The organism is Methylosinus sp. (assembly GCF_036560965.1).
Lineage (GTDB): Bacteria > Pseudomonadota > Alphaproteobacteria > Rhizobiales > Beijerinckiaceae > Methylosinus.
The window spans coordinates 21,092-37,567 of the sequence record NZ_DATBQF010000077.1 but is presented as its reverse complement, the minus strand read 5'-3'; the positions used below and the strand labels follow the sequence as shown (position 1 = coordinate 37,567).

General features: G+C 66.3%; 13 protein-coding genes and 1 riboswitch. Of the genes, 9 read left to right on the top strand and 4 right to left on the bottom strand.

Annotation, left to right across the window (positions count from 1 at the left end; genetic code table 11):
- Window positions 1-57 precede the first annotated feature (57 nt).
- Complete coding sequence (locus VIF40_RS19885; RefSeq protein WP_331939255.1) at window positions 58-1,155, top strand: Mrp/NBP35 family ATP-binding protein; 1,098 nt, start codon at window positions 58-60, stop codon at window positions 1,153-1,155.
- 52 nt (window positions 1,156-1,207) lie between these two features.
- On the opposite strand, the gene VIF40_RS19880 is transcribed toward VIF40_RS19885, so the two are convergent.
- On the bottom strand, window positions 1,208-2,536 hold the full coding sequence (locus tag VIF40_RS19880) for an OmpP1/FadL family transporter (protein WP_331939254.1): 1,329 nt from the start codon (window positions 2,534-2,536) through the stop codon (window positions 1,208-1,210).
- Window positions 2,537-2,841: 305 nt separating this feature from the next.
- Window positions 2,842-2,943: riboswitch (TPP riboswitch) on the top strand.
- A gap of 75 nt (window positions 2,944-3,018) precedes the next feature.
- Between VIF40_RS19880 and thiC the strand changes: the two genes are divergently transcribed.
- From thiC to cysG, 8 genes are all read left to right on the top strand, one after another.
- On the top strand, window positions 3,019-4,866 hold the full coding sequence (thiC, locus tag VIF40_RS19875; RefSeq protein ID WP_331939253.1) for a phosphomethylpyrimidine synthase ThiC: 1,848 nt from the start codon (window positions 3,019-3,021) through the stop codon (window positions 4,864-4,866).
- A 205-nt stretch (window positions 4,867-5,071) separates the two neighbouring features.
- Window positions 5,072-5,314 (top strand): hypothetical protein, encoded by a 243-nt coding sequence (locus tag VIF40_RS19870; RefSeq protein ID WP_331939252.1) that lies wholly within the window; start codon window positions 5,072-5,074, stop codon window positions 5,312-5,314.
- A 412-nt stretch (window positions 5,315-5,726) separates the two neighbouring features.
- Window positions 5,727-6,269 (top strand): molybdopterin adenylyltransferase, encoded by a 543-nt coding sequence (gene mog, locus VIF40_RS19865; RefSeq protein ID WP_331939251.1) that lies wholly within the window; start codon window positions 5,727-5,729, stop codon window positions 6,267-6,269.
- Window positions 6,270-6,381: 112 nt separating this feature from the next.
- Entirely contained in the window at window positions 6,382-7,197 is an 816-nt protein-coding gene (dapB, locus tag VIF40_RS19860) for a 4-hydroxy-tetrahydrodipicolinate reductase (RefSeq protein WP_331939250.1), read from the top strand.
- Between the two features lie 39 nt (window positions 7,198-7,236).
- Window positions 7,237-7,857, top strand: a complete 621-nt coding sequence (locus VIF40_RS19855; RefSeq protein ID WP_331939249.1) for a 2,3-bisphosphoglycerate-dependent phosphoglycerate mutase — start codon at window positions 7,237-7,239, stop codon at window positions 7,855-7,857.
- A gap of 31 nt (window positions 7,858-7,888) precedes the next feature.
- A complete protein-coding gene (locus VIF40_RS19850) occupies window positions 7,889-8,512 on the top strand; it encodes an alpha-ketoglutarate-dependent dioxygenase AlkB (protein ID WP_331939248.1) in 624 nt (207 codons plus the stop codon).
- A 165-nt stretch (window positions 8,513-8,677) separates the two neighbouring features.
- Window positions 8,678-9,076, top strand: coding sequence for a cytochrome c-554 (locus VIF40_RS19845; RefSeq protein ID WP_331939247.1), 399 nt, complete (start codon window positions 8,678-8,680; stop codon window positions 9,074-9,076).
- A gap of 132 nt (window positions 9,077-9,208) precedes the next feature.
- Complete coding sequence (cysG, locus tag VIF40_RS19840) at window positions 9,209-10,615, top strand: siroheme synthase CysG (protein WP_331939246.1); 1,407 nt, start codon at window positions 9,209-9,211, stop codon at window positions 10,613-10,615.
- A 4-nt stretch (window positions 10,616-10,619) separates the two neighbouring features.
- On the opposite strand, the gene VIF40_RS19835 is transcribed toward cysG, so the two are convergent.
- From VIF40_RS19835 to recQ, 3 genes are all read right to left on the bottom strand, one after another.
- Window positions 10,620-12,653 carry a TonB-dependent receptor gene (locus VIF40_RS19835; RefSeq protein ID WP_331939245.1) on the bottom strand — a complete coding sequence of 678 codons (2,034 nt, stop codon included), beginning with the start codon at window positions 12,651-12,653 and terminating at the stop codon, window positions 10,620-10,622.
- Window positions 12,654-12,828: 175 nt separating this feature from the next.
- On the bottom strand, window positions 12,829-14,148 hold the full coding sequence (locus tag VIF40_RS19830) for a PepSY-associated TM helix domain-containing protein (protein WP_331939244.1): 1,320 nt from the start codon (window positions 14,146-14,148) through the stop codon (window positions 12,829-12,831).
- 403 nt (window positions 14,149-14,551) lie between these two features.
- Window positions 14,552-16,357 carry a DNA helicase RecQ gene (gene recQ, locus VIF40_RS19825; RefSeq protein ID WP_331939243.1) on the bottom strand — a complete coding sequence of 602 codons (1,806 nt, stop codon included), beginning with the start codon at window positions 16,355-16,357 and terminating at the stop codon, window positions 14,552-14,554.
- Window positions 16,358-16,476 lie beyond the last annotated feature (119 nt).

Below are 16,476 nucleotides of genomic sequence, written 5' to 3'. Positions count from 1 at the left end.
AAAGACGCCCTCGCGAGAGGGCGTCGGAAAGCGGGTTCGTGCGAAAGGGCGAAGACAGTGGCCGATGAAGCATCAGTCTTGAAAGCGCTGGAGAGCGTCGCCGGTCCGGACGGCAAATCGATCGTCGCGGCCGGCCTCGTCAGCGGAGTCAATGTGTCGGGGGCCAAGGCCTTCGTTTCCCTTACCGGCGATCCGGCGCGGGCCAAGGAGCTCGAGGTTCTGCGCGTCGCCGTCGAGGGCGCCGTGAAGACGGTGCCGGGCGTCGAGTCGGCGATCGTGACGCTCACGGCGGAGCGCGCGCCCCAGGCCGCCCCGGCTGCGCCGCCGCCCGGTCAGGCGCAGCAGCGCCGGCCCATCGCCGCGCTGGAGAAGATCAAATATATCGTCGCCGTCTCCTCGGGCAAAGGCGGCGTCGGAAAATCGACAACCGCCGCCAATCTGGCGCTCGGCCTCGCGGCGCATGGGTGGCGCGTCGGCCTGCTCGACGCCGACATCTACGGCCCGTCCGCGCCGCGCCTCTTCGGCCTCACCGGCAAGCCGGAGGTCGTCGGCAATAAGATGATCCCGCTCGAGGCCTATGGGATCAAGATCATGTCCATCGGCTTTCTGGTCGAGGAGGATGTGCCCATGGTCTGGCGCGGCCCCATGGTGGCGCAGGCGCTGGGCCAGATGCTCGGCGAGGTCGCCTGGGGCGAGCTCGACGCGCTCGTCGTCGACATGCCGCCCGGGACGGGCGACGCGCAGCTGACCATGGCGCAGCAGGTGCCGCTCGCCGGCGCGGTCGTGGTCTCGACCCCTCAGGATCTGGCGCTGATCGACGCGCGCCGCGGCGTCGCAATGTTCCAGAAAGTGTCGACGCCCATTCTCGGCGTCGTCGAGAATATGAGCTATTTCCTCTGCCCGCATTGCGGTGGCCGCACGGACATCTTCTCCCATGGCGGCGCGCGGCAGGACGCGGAGGCGCTGGGCGTGCCCTTCCTCGGCGAGGTGCCGCTCGATCTCGCCATTCGCCAGACCTCGGACGCCGGCACGCCGGTCGTCGCCTCCGCGCCGGACGGACCCCATGCGGCGATCTACAAGGATCTCGCCGCCAAGGTGAAGAATCTGCTGGAGACGCAGTCGCGCCGGGCGCCGCCCAAGATCGTCATCGGATAATGCGAAAAGGCCGCGGCCGCCGCTTCGGCGCGCCGCGGCCTCGCTCTCGTTCTCAGAGATGGGTCGGGATCAGAGAATTGTCGCCGAGGTCGAATTTATAGGTCCAGCCGACCGAGACCTCGAGGCCGCGCAGCCACAGATTGACGTTGGCGGCCGGATTATAGGCGCCGAAAGGCGTCGCCGCCGTCTGCGGCAGCGCCTCGGGACCGCGCACATTGTTCTTGAAAGCGTAGACGACGGCGAGGTCGAGCGTCGAATTCTTGGTGATGTCGTAGCTGAGGCCGCCGCTGATGTGATGCGCGTTGATGATCGGCGCGAGTATGTTCAGCGTCACCGAATTCGTCGGGATCGGGTTGGTCACATAATGATAGCCGGCGCGCAGCGCAAAGCCCGGCTGCACGCGCCATTCGACGCCGAACGACGCCGAATCGGTGTCCTTCCAGCCGAAGCCGGGGCCGCCCGAGGAGCCGAGCGAGCGCAGCAGCACCGGGAAGCTCGAATTGGAGACAGATCCGACGCCCGAATAGAAGATATGGCGCCAGTCGGCCATGACGGTCAGATCTGGCGTCAGATCATAGGCGACGCCGGCCGTGAGATTGGCCGGAATGTCGAAGCTGCCGCCATCGGCGAAGAGGCCCGAATATTTGCGGAAACGTGTCATGAACATCGGCGTCGAGCCGGCGACGCCGATGCGGAACTGGTCGGTCACGCGCCATTGCAGGCCGAGCCGCACGCCGCCGCCGAACGACCAGTCATAGCCATTGTCGGACAGGCTGTACATATCGGCGGAATAGGGCGAAAAGGATTTGAGACCCTGCAGATTGATCCTCTGCACCGCGATGGTGGGCGCGATGCCGATCGACAGCGCGCCGTATTTGCGCGCATAGCCGACGCTGGTGAAGGCCTGCTCGAGATCGACGCCCGCATAGCCGCCGCCGAAGGGGCCCCCTGACGGCGGGTGAAAATGGCCGAAATCGAAGGAGGTGTTGATGCCGCCGTTGGCGTAGGAGGCCGTGCCCCAGGCCGACTCCGCGTCGATCGGCGCAGAATAGGAGTTATGGGGCACAGGGAAGATCGGCCGCCCGCTGCGGACGTCGCCCGGCGCCAGCACCTTGGGCGCGCCGTCGGTCGAATAGCCGCGCTCCGGAAACAGAGCGGTGACGCCCAGCTGCATCTGCCGGCGCTCGAGATCGACGAGTCCGGCCGGATTGATCGACAGCGACATGGAGTCGCGCGAATCGGCGACGCCGGCGCCGCCCAGCGCCTTCTGACGCGGGCCGTAGCCGATCAGAAAATAGCCGTCCGCGGCGAGTGACGGAGCTGCGAGAGAAATCGTGAGAGCAGCCGCCGAGGCGAGAGTGCGCCAGGAATATCCGTTCATTATCTATCGCCCCGCCCCAGATCGGTCGTCGTTCACACGCCATTTAGAAGCACTCGGCAACCCGGCGGCGTTTGTATCTCACGACTCACTATTGCCCAAGAATCTATCAGAGAATCTAACAGAGCGGGCGGTCCGCGACATCGCTATCGGTCGGACGCCTGTGAATATTTTCGGATCTGTCACGTTTTTGCCACAGCGCTCCGCCGCCGGGCCGTCGATAGCGGGACCGTCGACAGCCACGCTGTCGATTTGCCGGACGGTCGATTGCCGGACTTGCCGCGATCCGGGGCCGCGGATAACATGCGCGCCTTGGCGAGGGGCGCCGCTCCGATGAGGAGCGGCTGAGAAGCACCCATCGAACCTGATCCGGGTAATGCCGGCGCGAGGGAAGGCCAAAGGGACGCGTCGTCCGATGTTGCGGACGGCGTCGGCCGACTCCGTCGCCTGCCGCCCAGCCATCCTCGAGACAAGGGAGCGCGACGATGAACGTGCAGGACAAACGCCCGACGACTCCCCAGAGCGTGACCACCGGCCCGATCGGCGGGTCGCGCAAGCTCTATTCCTCCCCGCGCGGGCGGGAGGATATTCGCGTCGAGGATATTCGAGTCCCGGTGCGCGAGATCGCTCTTCATCCCTCGTCCGGCGACGCGCCGCTGCGCGTCTATGATCCGTCCGGCCCCTATAGCTGCGCGGAATTCGTCCCGGATCTTTCGGCGGGCTTGCCGGCGGCGCGTCGCTGGCTCGAGAGCCGGGCCGGCCTCGAGGCCTACGCCGGCCGCGCCGTGAAGGCGGAGGACAATGGCTTCGTCGGCGAGGATCGGCTGGTTCCGCCCTGTCCCGCTCCGCGCGCCATTCGCCGCGCCGCCGGCTCGGCGCCGGTGACGCAGCTCGAATATGCGCGCGCCGGCGCGATCACGGAAGAGATGATCTATGTCGCGCATCGCGAGAATCTCTGCCGCGAGCGCGCCTTCGCGCAGGCCGCCGAGCGCATAGAGGCGGGCGAGGGATTCGGCGCCGAAATTCCCGCCTATGTGACGCCGGAGTTCGTGCGTCAGGAAGTGGCGTGCGGACGCGCCGTCATTCCCGCCAACATCAATCATCCGGAAGCCGAGCCGATGATCATCGGCCGCAATTTCCTGGTGAAGGTCAACGCCAATATCGGCAATTCGGCCATCACCTCCTCGGTCGCGGAGGAGGTGGAGAAAATGGTGTGGGCGATCCGCTGGGGCGCCGATACGGTGATGGATCTCTCCACCGGACGCAATATTCACAATATTCGCGACTGGATCATCCGCAATGCGCCCGTTCCGATCGGCACGGTGCCGATCTATCAGGCGCTCGAGAAGGTCGGCGGCGACGCGACGAAGCTCGACTGGGAGGTGTTCAAGGACACGCTGATCGAGCAGGCGGAGCAGGGCGTCGATTATTTCACCATTCATGCGGGCGTGCGCCTCGGCCATGTGCCGCTCACCGCCGCGAGAGTCACCGGCATCGTCTCGCGCGGCGGCTCGATCATGGCGCGCTGGTGCCTCTCGCGACACAGCGAGAGCTTCCTCTATGAGCGCTTCGACGAGATCTGCGACATCATGCGCCGCTATGACGTGTCCTTCTCGCTCGGCGACGGATTGCGTCCCGGCTGCATCGCGGACGCCAATGACGCCGCGCAATTCGCCGAGCTCGAGACTCTCGGCGAGTTGACCAAGATCGCCTGGGACAAGGGCTGCCAGGTGATGATCGAAGGCCCCGGCCATGTGCCGATGCACAAGATCAAAGTGAATATGGAGAAGCAGCTGCGCGAATGCGGCGAGGCGCCGTTCTACACGCTCGGGCCGCTCGTCACCGACATCGCGCCGGGCTACGACCACATCACCTCCGGCATCGGCGCCGCCATGATCGGCTGGTTCGGCACGGCGATGCTCTGCTATGTGACGCCCAAGGAGCATCTCGGCCTGCCGGATCGCGAGGATGTGAAGACCGGCGTCATCACTTATCGCATCGCAGCGCACGCTGCCGATCTCGCCAAGGGCCATCCGGCGGCGCAGGAGCGCGACGATGCGATGAGCCGCGCGCGTTTCGACTTCCGTTGGGAGGATCAATTCGACATCGGGCTCGATCCCGATACGGCGCGCCGCTATCACGACGAGACCTTGCCCAAGGAGGCGCATAAGGTCGCGCATTTCTGCTCCATGTGCGGGCCGAAATTCTGCTCCATGCAGATCACGCGCGATCTGCGCGAGGAGGCGGCGGCGCTCGCCGAGCGTGACAAGGGCTTTGCGGAAAAGAGCGCGGAGTTCTTGGAGAAGGGCGCGCAAATCTACGTCGCCGAATGAGGCGGCGGGCTGTTTTTCGCGACCGGTCGGGAAATGCTCCTTTTGCAGTGCAGCGAAGCTCTTCTCCGCATGATTTTCGGGGCGCCGCAAAAATGTCAATTACATTGACAGGCGCAGCGAAAACAGCCTATTTGCCCGCGGGACGATGCGCCCTGTAACAAATAAGGGACAAATGGTCCCACATCCAAAAAGAGGGAAACGGCAAATGAACTTTCGCGCCATTGTGACGGCCGCTGCTCTGTCGCTCGGCATGGTCGGCCCGGTTTTCGCCGGTTGCGACATCAAGGATGAAGACAAGCAGGGCGTCTGCGTCGACAAGTGCTTCTTCGAATATGTCTCCGTCAAGAATCGCTTCTCGGCGACTCCCGAGTCCATCGAGAAGGCCAAGGAGGCTAAGGGCGCCTGCTATCAGAAGTGCGGCTGCGAGCCGGCTTCGGTGAAGGAATAATCCTTCCGGAACGACGCGAGCCCGGCGGGAGTCCCGCTTCCGCGATCGTGACGCCGCCGGGCGCGCGATTTTTCGCGCGCCCAGGGGGCTTCTCATCGAAGAGCCTCCGTCCTGCCGTGTTTGATTTTTGTACAGTCGTGAATTTCGCGCCGTAGCGAATTTCAGGGATCCGCGGCGCGCGCGATCGATCCATCGCCGCTGCGCAAGACGATCTCGATGGACGTAAGACGATCTCGATCGACGAGTCGTTCCAGAGCCGCTCCCGGGCCGCCGACGCAATGTTGAAACGTCGTGCGAGCGAATCGCCCTTGCGCGCCCTATCCTCGATAGCAATACGAGAAGCGCTTCATGCCTGTCGGAGGCGGGCGGAGCTTTCGGTTGTCTCGCGCCTCGGAGCCGCTATTGTGCGCGCATGACACAGAAGCAGGAAGCCGTCATCGGCGTCGTCACCGCCTCCGATCGCGCCAGCGCCGGCGTTTATGAGGATGTCAGCGGACCGGCCATCGCCGCCTATTTCGAGAAGGTGCTGACGAGCCCGTTCCGCATCGAGCGGCGCCTCATTCCCGATGGTTTCGAGAGCGTGCGCGACACGCTCATCGATCTCGCCGACAATATCGGCTGCGATCTCGTCGTCACCACGGGCGGGACAGGGCCTTCGCCGCGCGATCTGACGCCCGAGGCGACGCTCGCCGCCGCGCCGCGCGAATTGCCCGGCTTCGGCGAGCTGATGCGCAAAGTGTCGCTGGCGCAGACGCCGACCGCGATTCTGTCGCGGCAATTGGCCGCTCACCGAGGCAAATGTCTCGTCATCAACCTGCCCGGAAAGCCCGCCGCCATCGAGCTTTGCCTCGACGCGGTGATGCCGGCCGTGCCCTATTGTCTCGATCTCATCGGCGCCGCCTATATAGAGACCGATCCGGCGCGCGTCGCGGCGTTTCGCCCGAAGGGCAAATAGCCACCTGATCGGGTAGGGCGTCTCCCCTTCTCATTCGCGCATCGGGGCTGTATAGACTGGCCGCAGGGCCGTTCTGCGGAGCCCGCGTGCAATCTTTGTGGGGGCAAGGTTGATGAGCGATGTGCGGCTGGTCGTCGTCGGCGCCGCCGGCCGCATGGGCCGGATGCTGATCGCCTCCGCGGGGGAGACGAAAGGCGTCGTGCTGACCGGAGCGGTCGTCTCGGCCCATTCGCCCATCCTCGGGGAGGATGCGGGCCTGCTGGTCGGCCGTCCCGCCAATGGCGTGCGCCTCTGCGCCGATGCGACGGCCGCGCTCGCCGAGGCCGATGTGGCCATCGATTTTTCGACGCCGGCGACGACCGTGGCGCTCGCCGGGCTCGCCGCGGCGGCCGGCGTCGCCCATGTCATCGGCACCACCGGATTGTCGAGCGAGGACATGGCCGCTCTCGCGACGGCCGCCGAGCGCGTTCCCGTCGTGCGCTCCGGCAATATGAGCCTCGGCGTCAATCTTCTCGCCGTTCTGGTGGAGCGCGCCGCGAAGGCGCTCGGCGTCGCCTGGGACATAGAGATCGTCGAGATGCACCATCGCATGAAGGTCGACGCCCCTTCCGGCACGGCGCTGCTGCTGGGCGAGGCGGCCGCGCGGGGGCGGGACGTCGCGCTCGGCGAGCACAGCGCCCGCGCCCGCGACGGGCTCACCGGACCGCGGCGGGAGGGCGACATAGGCTTCGCCTCGCTGCGCGGCGGCACGGTGGTGGGCGAGCATTCGGTGATCTTCGCCGGGGCGGGGGAGCGCATAGAGCTCGCTCATCGCGCCGAGGATCGCGGCATTTTCGCGCGGGGCGCCATCGCCGCCGCTATTTGGACGCGAGGGCGGCCGGCCGGCCTCTATTCTATGGCCGACGTGCTCGGCCTCGCCGGCGCCTGACAGCGCGCCGCATCGTTCGATTCGAGGGACATAGCCTGCATGGACCGTATTCTCGTCCTCCTCCGCCATGGCGAAAGCGAGTGGAACGCCAAGAACCTGTTCACAGGCTGGAAGAACCCCGATCTGACGCCCAAGGGGATCGAGGAGGCGCGGCGCGCCGGACGCGAGCTGAAGCGCATCGATCTGCGCTTCAACATAGGCTTCACCTCGCTGCTGCTGCGCGCGCAGCGCACGCTCGATCTCACCTTTCACGAGCTCGGGCAGAAGGACGTGCCCGTCATCCGCAGCCGTGCGCTCAACGAGCGGCATTACGGCGATCTCTCCGGCCTCAACAAGGACGAGGCGCGCCAGCAATGGGGCGAGGAGCAGGTGCGGTTGTGGCGGCGGTCCTATGACGTCGCGCCGCCCGGCGGAGAGAGCCTCAAGGATACGGTGGCGCGCGTGCTGCCCTTCTATTGCCAGGAGATTTTGCCGCGCGCTCTGCGCGGCGAGCGCGTGCTGGTCGCCGCGCATGGCAATTCGCTGCGGGCGCTGGCCATGGTGCTCGATCGGCTGACGCCCGAATCGGTGTCCTCTCTCGAGATCACCACCGGCGTGCCGATCGTCTACCGGCTCAATTCCGATTCGACCGTCGCCGCCAAGGACGTGCTCGACCGGTGACGCGCGGCGCTCCTCGCAGGACGGAGCGAGAATGTCGGAGATAGAGCCGGGCGTTCGCCTTTACCGCGGCTATTTCGACGAGGCCGCGCAGCGCGCGCTGCTGCGCGAGCTGGAGAGCGTCATCGCCGCCGCGCCGCTGCTCACGCCGACCATGCCGCGCAGCGGGCTGCCTTTCTCGGTGCGCACGACCAATTGCGGCCCGCTCGGCTGGCTCAGCGATCAGGCGCGCGGCTATCGTTACGAGGCGCGCCATCCCGAAACCGGCGAGCCCTGGCCGCCCATGCCGCGAATGCTGCTCGACGCATGGGAGAAGCTCGCGGATTATCCGCATCCGCCGGAGGCCTGCCTCGTCAATTTCTATGGGCCCGAGGCGCGCATGGGGCCGCATCAGGATCGGGACGAGGCGGATTTCTCGGCTCCGATTCTCTCCGTTTCGCTCGGCGCCGATTGCCGATTCCGTCTCGGCGGCGTCAAGCGCTCCGATTCGTCGCGCGTCTTCGCGCTGTCGTCCGGCGATGTGCTGACGCTGGGCGGACCGGCGCGGCTGCGCTTCCATGGCGTCGATCGGCTGCTGCCGGAGCTCGCGCCGAAGCTGTCCTCGCCGCTTTTTGCGGCGGGCGGACGCATCAATTTGACGTTGCGCCGCGTTACCTAACGACATTTCAGGCGCTGTTCAGCAAGCGGAGCATATTGTCACCAATAGCGCTCCGATATAGTTTCCCGGCCGCGGGATGAACGATCGGCGCAGGCGTCACGCCAGGGCCGGCAAAATTAAGACAGTCGGTTCCCAGGGGACGACGCTTCGAGGAAAGGAACGAGGATGAAATTTGTGACCAGGCTGACGCTCGCTGCGGGCGTCGCTTTCGCCGCCATGGCCGGCCAGGCGATCGCCGCCGGCGATCCCGCGGCGGGCGAGAAGATCTTCAACAAGTGCAAGGCCTGCCATCAGGTCGGCGAGACCGCCAAGAATGCGGTCGCTCCCGAGCTCAACGGCATCAACGGCCGCAAGGCCGCGACCGCCGAGGGCTATAATTATTCCGACGCGCTCAAGGCGTCCGGCATCACCTGGGACGAGGCCGTCTTCAAGGAGTTCGTCAAGAGCCCGAAGGCCAAGGTCCCCGGCACCAAGATGATCTTCCCGGGCCTGCCCAAGGACCAGGACCAGGACGACGTCTGGGCCTATCTCAGCCAGTTCGGCGCGGACGGCAAGAAGAAGTAATCCGAACATTCCGTTCGGTTGGCGAAAGCGGCCCCTGCGGGCCGCTTTTTCTTTTGGCGGATCGGGGCTAAATGCCCGGGTGGACGGGACCGAGCGACGGCGGGACCGAGTGACGGGGGAAGAGAGAGCCGAGTGACGCGCAAGCCTGACGAAGTCCCAGCCGAGCTGATGCAGGAGCTCGCCACGCTCCCGGTGTTCTACGCGCTGGAGGGGCGGCGCGTCGTGGTCGCCGGCGGCTCGGACGGCGCGGCCTGGAAGGCCGACCTCGCCGCCGCCGCGGGCGCCTTTGTCGAGGTTTTCGCCGCGTCGCCTTCGCCGCGGCTCGAGGCCGTCGCCGCCGCGCGCGCGCGCCTCACGCTGATCGAACGCGATTGGCGCGCGGAGGATCTCGCCGGCGCGGCGATGGCGCTCGCCGTCATCGAGGCGGATGCGGAGGCGCAGGCCTTTCGCGACGCCGCCAAGACGCATGGGGTTCCGGTCAATCTCACGGACCGGCCGGGGCTCAGCGATTTCACGATGGGCGCCATCGTCAATCGTTCGCCGCTCGTCATCGGCGTCTCCACCAGCGGCGCGGCGCCGGCTTTCGCGCAGGCCGTGCGCGCGCGCGTCGAGACGCTGATCCCCGCGACCTTCTCCGCCTGGACCAGAGCGGCGCGCGCCTTTCGTCCGCGCGTGATGGCCTCGGGGCTCGACTTTTTCGCACGCCGCGACTTTTGGCGGCGTTTTACGCGCGAGGCGTTCGCGCGCGTCGAGCATGCGCCGCAGGACGACGATCTCGACGCGCTGCTCGAGGAGACGCGCCGCGCCGACGCCGCCTCCGCGCGCGGCCGCGTGACGCTGGTCGGCGCGGGGCCGGGCGATCCCGAGCTGCTGACGCTCAAAGGGCTGCGCGCGCTGGTCGGCGCCGATGTCGTTCTGTTCGACGATCTGGTGCCGGCCGCCGTGCTCGATCTCGCGCGGCGCGAGGCGACGCGCATCAATGTCGGCAAGCGCGGCTATGCGCCTTCGGTGAAGCAGGAGGAGATCACCGCTCTGCTGGTGACGCTCGCCAAGGAGGGCAAGAATGTCGTGCGCCTGAAGGGCGGCGATCCGATGATCTTCGGCCGCGCCAATGAGGAGCTCTGCGCCATTCGCGCCGCAGGCCTCGAGGCGGAGGTGGTGCCGGGGGTGACGGCGGCGCTCGCCGCGGCGGCGGCGCTCGAGGTCTCGCTCACCAATCGCGATACGGCGCGCCGCGTGCAATTCGTCACTGCGCATACGAGCGACGGCAAATTCCCCGAGGATATCGATTGGCGCGCTCTCGCCGACCATCGCGCGACGACGGCGGTCTATATGGGCAATCGCACGCTGCCCGCATTGTCGAAGCGCCTGCTCGCCGAAGGCATGGACCCTGCGACGCCGGCCTTTCTCGTCGAGCGCGCCAGCACGCCGCAGCAGCGCATCGTCGCCGGCACGATCGGCGATTTGCCGCAGCGCGTGGCGCAGGAGACGCTCGACGGGCCGTGCCTCGTGCTGATCGGCGCGACGCTGACGCGGTGAGCCGTCAATATCGGAACGACAATGTCGCCGAGATCGAGCGCGGCTCGCCGCGATAGAGCGCGCCGCTCGAGGTGAAATTCGGCCGGTCGGTGAGATTGCTCGCGCTCACATCGAGCTTCCAATGCTCGTCGAAGCGATAGCCGAGCGAGGCGCCGAGCATCTGCTGCGGCGCCAGGGTGAAGCCTCGGACATTGGGCAGCGTCGCCTCCGCCGCGCTCGCGTAATAATAGCTCGCGCCGAGCTCCAATCCGCGCAGGAGGTCCCACTCCGGTCTATAGTCGAGACTGACGCTGAAGACGCGGCGCGGCGCGCCGAGGAGATCGCTGCCCGCTTGCGAGGGGACATTGGAGTCCTTGGCGACGATGGCGTGCAGGAAGGTGGCGGCGCCGCTCGCGCGCAGACCGGGAAGGATCTCGCCGGAGAGATTGAATTCGACGCCATGGCTGTGCTGGCGGCCGGTGACGAGCGAATAGAATCCGCCCGGATCGGCGGGGTCGGTGATGGCGACATGATCGCGCGTCACATCGAACAGGCCGACCTCGAGACGCGCTTTATATTCGGGAAAGCTCTGCTCGAAGCCGATCTCATATTGCGTATCCTGCTGCGGCGGCGGCGCATCGCCGCCTCGCACGCGCACCGAGATATTGGGTATGAGCGAGCGCCCGAAAGCGGCGAAGAGATTCGTCGTCTCGCCAGGGCGGAACAGCACGCCGGCGCGCGGGCTGAAATAGCCGCGCGTTCCCTTGCCGAGCGTGGAGGAGGATGTCCCCGAAAGCGCGCCGAAGGGATCGAAGACGGTTTCGCGCTGCGCCAGCAGATCGTAGCGTCCGCCGAGCAGAATGCGCCATTGCGGCGTGAGATCGACGAGATCCTGCGCATAGACGGAGCGGCTCCAGGCGCGCGCGGCGCCATTGGCCCATTGCGCGCCGGAATAATCGACGCCGAGCGGATAGAGCGGCGCGCCTATGTCGATCTTCGGCAGCGGATCGCGCGCGAATAATTCGTCATGGCCGTAGAAATAATCCCAATGCTCGAGGCCGAGAAAAACATTGTGGCCGATGTCGCCCGTCGTGAAGCGTCCGTTCAACCGCAATTGCGCGTCGAAATTTCGCGCCGCGAAATGCGATCGCACGGGACGGCCGAGCGTCACCGAATGCAGGCCGTCATAGCCCCAGCCGAGGAACCAGCCATAGGTGTTGCCGTTCAGCGAATAATCGACGACCGTGGTGAGCGACCAGTCGGCGTCGAAGGCGTGCTCATAGGTGAAGGTGAAATCCGCGGACCGCGGCCGTTCATGCTCATTGACCGGCGCGCCGGCGTAGAATTCGCGCGGCGTATGTAGAAAGATCGGCGAGGCGGGGACGCCGTCGCGATAGACGAAGCGCCCGGCGCGATATTCGGCGCGCAGCGTCGCTCGGTCGCCATTGTCGAGAACCAGCGTCGCCGCCGGCGCGACCAGAACGGCCCGGGCGCGCATGAAATCCACGAAGCCGCCGACGCTCTGCGCGAAGCCCGTCATGCGGAACAGCAGCGTCTGCGCATCGTCGAGCGGCGTGTCGATGTCGAAGGTCGTGCGATAGACGTCGAAGGCGCCGATCGTCGCCGTTCCGCGCGCGAAGCGCTCGGCGAGCGGAGCCTTGCGGATGTAATTCGCCGAGCCGCCATAGCCGCCGAGCGCCTTGCCGAACAGCATGGCGCTCGGGCCCTTGTAGAATTCGACGTGATCGACCGTCGACAGATTGACGTCCTCCGAGCTGAAGCCATGCGCGGCGCCGTCGAACAGGGTGAGTCCGCCTGGAAAGCCGCGCATCACGAAGCCCGGCGAATAGCCGGAGTCGGCGACCGACGAATTGACGAAGACGCCGGAAACGCCCTTGCCGAGCGATTTCGCCTGTGGCGCGGAATCATCCGCGCTCTTGCGCTTCTCGTCTTTGCTTTCGGCCGCAATGTCACTGTCCGGCGCGGCGATCGCCGGTGCCATCAGCGCGAGGATGCAGAGAGCAGTCGAGCCGAGGAGGACGTCGCCTCTGAGGAGCATCGTCGATGAACGCCGCCGAATGTGGGTGTCGAAACGAAGATGTCGGCCATCGCGTCGACGATAAGTCGTTCCATATCATTGACAGCGGCGCGCCTGCAATAGTCGTCGAAAAAAGCTCGGTAAACCTTTCACGAACCTGTCGTGACCTTCGCGCGACTTTCATGAGACTTTGGCGTTAGGTTCGGCTTGCTTTTTCGGCGCTGGCTGCGAGGCGATGCGAAGGGTCATGGCCGGCGCGCTCGCCCGCGCCGCGATGGAAGCGTTTCGCGCGGCGCTTCTGCAGCCAGCGGATCATGCCCGTCACGAACAGCAGCGGACAGACGAGGCCGGTGACGAAGACGAGAATGCGTCCCGTCCAGCCGAATGCGCGGCCGGAATGCAAAGGCCATTGCCATTGCATGAAGACGTCGCCCGCGGTTCCATGGACAGGATCGCGAACGCCGACGACCTCGCCCGAATATTGATCGACGAAAGCGCAGCGCGTTCCGATGAAGCGGCTGATCTCGGCGATGTCCGTGCGGCAGATTTCGTAGACGCTTGTCGCATCTTTCGGGAATCCGACATTCTCGAGTCGTCCTTCCGGATAGAGCCGCGCGGCGGCGTCGACCGCCTGCTCGAAGGGAATGCGCGGCCGTCCATCGGCGGGGCCGGAGACGATCTCGCCGCGCTGCGCCGCGCTGAGCGGCGAGAACAGCGCGACGACCCATTGGAATTGCGTGTCGAGATTCATCGAGACGCCGGAGATCAGCACGGCGAGCAGCACCGCCGCCGTATAGAGGCCGCCGAGCTTGTGCAGATCATAGTTCAGGCGCTCGCCGCTGGCGTTTCGTTTCAAGGTGAAGGCGGCGAGCCATTTGCCGGGCGAGGGCCACCAGAGATAGACGCCGGTGAAGACGGAGACGACGAGCAGAATGGCGGCGAGTCCGACGACGACGCCCGGGTCGCCGGCGACGTCGTAGAGCAGCAGCGACCAATGGAGCTGAAACAGGAAGCTCATGAAGCTATGGTGAGCGACCCCGCTCTTCGACCAATAGACGCGGTCGCCGAGCACTTTCGCCGTGTAGGGATCGATGCAGAGGCGGCGTGTGTCGCCTGTCTTCGCATCCTCGTAATAGACCTTGTAGCAGCCGCTCTCATTGCGCGGCATGCCGACGCCGCCGGGCTTTGCGCCTGCGGGCAGCGCCGCGTTCAGCGCCTCGCCTATTCGCCCGAGCGGCGCGAAGGCGGCCTCGCCCTCGGGCGGCGCGGCGGAGGTGAACATTGCGGGATCGAGCATTTCGTCGATCTCGGTCCAGAACACCAGCGCGCTGCCGGTGAGGCCGATGAGCGCGAGCATCGCGCCGGCGACGAGGCCGATATAGAGATGAATGTCGAGCCAGAGCTTGCGCCGCGCTTTTCGCTTCTCGCGTCGCGCGGCGGCGTCTCGGGAAGCAGTGTCTCGGGAAGCGGCGCCATCGGGCGATGAAGACGAGGGCAAAATCTGTTGCTCCTTCATGGATGGGCTCCCGAAGATGAAGCGATGGGCGCCGCCGTCGGGGCGCCCATGCGATCAGAATTTGAAACTCACCGAGCCGACAAAGGTGCGCGGCGCGCCATAATAGGCGAAGCTGCAACCATCGCTATATTCGAAATAGCGCGTGTCGGTGAGATTCTCGATGTCGAGCTGGATTTGGACGCGTCGAATTTCACATGGCCTGGCATCTTCCAGCTGTTGGCGTCATTGCCCCGGCGTTCGTCCATCGCATAGACGCCGCCGCCCAGCTCGAAGCCTTCGGCCGCCGCCGGCGCCGTGTTCTATTTGGCCGAGAGGCTTCCGAGCCTCCGCCTCGCCATCGCCGAGACGCCCGGCGGCGGCGCGACCTTTCGATTGTCGTTCCGCCGCGAGCTCGCTTGATCCTTCAGCGCAGCGCGTCGGCCAGCGCCTCGAGGAAAGCGTCGCCATATTGCGCGAGCTTGTGCTCGCCGACGCCCTGCACGCGCCGCATCTCGTCGAGCGTCGCCGGGCGGTGCGACGCCATTTCGATCAGCGTGCGATCGGGAAAGACCATATAGGCGGGCAGGCCCGCTTCGCGCGCGAGCTCCAGGCGCTTGCGCTTCAGCGCCGCGAGCACCTGCTCCTCCTGCGCGTCCAGCGCCTGCGTCCGCGGCGCCTCGCCGCGCTTGCTGCGCGGCGCCTTCGCTGTCAGCGGATCTCGGCGCAGTGAAATCTGCGCGCGGCCGAAGAGAATATCCTCGCCCTTTTGCGTCAGCCGAAAGCCGCCATGCTCCGTGGTCGCCAGCGCGCGTGCGGCGAACAGCTGCCGAATGATCGCGCTCCAATCCTGCTTGGAGCGATCCTTGCCGACGCCGAAGGTCTTGATGCCGTCATGGCCGTTGCGGCGCACCGCCTCGCTCGCCTCGCCGATGAGAATATCGGCGAGATAGCCGGCGCCGAAGCGTTGTCCCGTGCGCATGGCGGCCGAGAGCGCCTTTTGCGCGTCTATGGCTCCGTCATAGACCTGCACCTGGCCGAGACAAATGTCGCAGCGCCCGCAGGGCGGGCTCTCCTCGTCGAAATAGGCGAGCAGCGTCTGGCGCCGGCAGGAGGGCGTCTCGCACAGCATGGCGAGCGCCGAGAAGCGGTCGTGCTCGACGCGCTTGCGTTCCTCGGGCACTTCTTTCTGATCGATCTGCCGGCGGCGGAAGGCCATGTCGTCGAGGCCATAGAGGGTGAGCGTGTCGGCCGGCAGCCCGTCGCGGCCGGCGCGGCCGATCTCCTGATAATAGGCTTCGACGCTCGACGGCATGTCGGCATGGGCGACGAAGCGAACGTCCGGCTTGTTGACGCCCATGCCGAAGGCGATGGTCGCGACGGCGATGATTCCGTCTTCTTGCAGGAAGCGGTCCTGATTGCGATTGCGCAGCGTCTGCTCGAGCCCGGCGTGATAGGAGACTGCCGCATGGCCTTGGTCCGTGAAGAAGGCGGCGAGCTTTTCCGTCGCGTCGCGCGACGAGCAATAGACGATGCCGCTCTCGCCGCGATGCTTTTCCAAGAAGCGCTGGAGCTGCTTTCTGGGCCCGTCCTTGGCGGCGAAATTGAGCGCGAGATTGGGCCGGTCGAAACTATGCAGGAAGAGGCGCGGGCTGGTGGCGAACAGGCGTTGGGCGATGTCGGCGCGCGTCGCCCTGTCGGCGGTGGCGGTGAGGCCGACGACCTGCGCGCCGAGCGCCTTCGCCGTCGCGCCGAGCTCGCGATATTCGGGGCGGAAATCATGGCCCCATTCGGAGACGCAATGCGCCTCGTCGATGGCGAGCCGGGTCGCGCCGGCGCGCTGCAGCTCGGCGATCAGGCCGGGCATCACGAGCCGTTCCGGCGAGACGAACAGCAGCCGCAACTCGCCGGAGCGAATGCCGCGGCGCGCCTCGTCATTCTCGGCGGCGTCGTTCATCGAGTTGAGCGTCGCTGCGGGCACGCCATAGGCGCGCATCTGCCGCACCTGATCGCGCATCAAGGCGATGAGCGGCGAGACGACCACTGTGAGCCTGCCGTCGACGAGCGCGGGCAGCTGGTAGCACATGGATTTGCCGCTGCCGGTCGGCATGATGGCGAGCACGGGCTCGCCGGCCAGCACGGCGGCGATGATCTCCGCCTGGCCGGGCCGGAAATCCTCATAGCCGAACACGGATTTGAGCAGCGCGCGCGCCTGCGGGGGAAGGGAGGGCATGGGGAACGGGTTAGCACGGCGAAGGGCAGGGCGCGAGGGGCGGCGCGAGAGGCGCGCGAGGGTCCTGCGATAGGCGGACACGCAATCCGCCACATTGTGCGCCGAAACAGGGCCGATTA

Coding starts and splice junctions, on each gene's coding strand:
- mog (WP_331939251.1), top strand. CDS start 5,727: ATGACACAGAAGCAGGAAGCCGTCATCGGCGTCGTCACCGCCTCCGAT.
- VIF40_RS19845 (WP_331939247.1), top strand. CDS start 8,678: ATGAAATTTGTGACCAGGCTGACGCTCGCTGCGGGCGTCGCTTTCGCC.
- dapB (WP_331939250.1), top strand. CDS start 6,382: ATGAGCGATGTGCGGCTGGTCGTCGTCGGCGCCGCCGGCCGCATGGGC.
- recQ (WP_331939243.1), bottom strand. CDS start 16,357: ATGCCCTCCCTTCCCCCGCAGGCGCGCGCGCTGCTCAAATCCGTGTTC.
- VIF40_RS19870 (WP_331939252.1), top strand. CDS start 5,072: ATGAACTTTCGCGCCATTGTGACGGCCGCTGCTCTGTCGCTCGGCATG.
- thiC (WP_331939253.1), top strand. CDS start 3,019: ATGAACGTGCAGGACAAACGCCCGACGACTCCCCAGAGCGTGACCACC.
- VIF40_RS19855 (WP_331939249.1), top strand. CDS start 7,237: ATGGACCGTATTCTCGTCCTCCTCCGCCATGGCGAAAGCGAGTGGAAC.
- VIF40_RS19850 (WP_331939248.1), top strand. CDS start 7,889: ATGTCGGAGATAGAGCCGGGCGTTCGCCTTTACCGCGGCTATTTCGAC.
- VIF40_RS19880 (WP_331939254.1), bottom strand. CDS start 2,536: ATGAACGGATATTCCTGGCGCACTCTCGCCTCGGCGGCTGCTCTCACG.
- VIF40_RS19830 (WP_331939244.1), bottom strand. CDS start 14,148: ATGAAGGAGCAACAGATTTTGCCCTCGTCTTCATCGCCCGATGGCGCC.
- VIF40_RS19835 (WP_331939245.1), bottom strand. CDS start 12,653: ATGCTCCTCAGAGGCGACGTCCTCCTCGGCTCGACTGCTCTCTGCATC.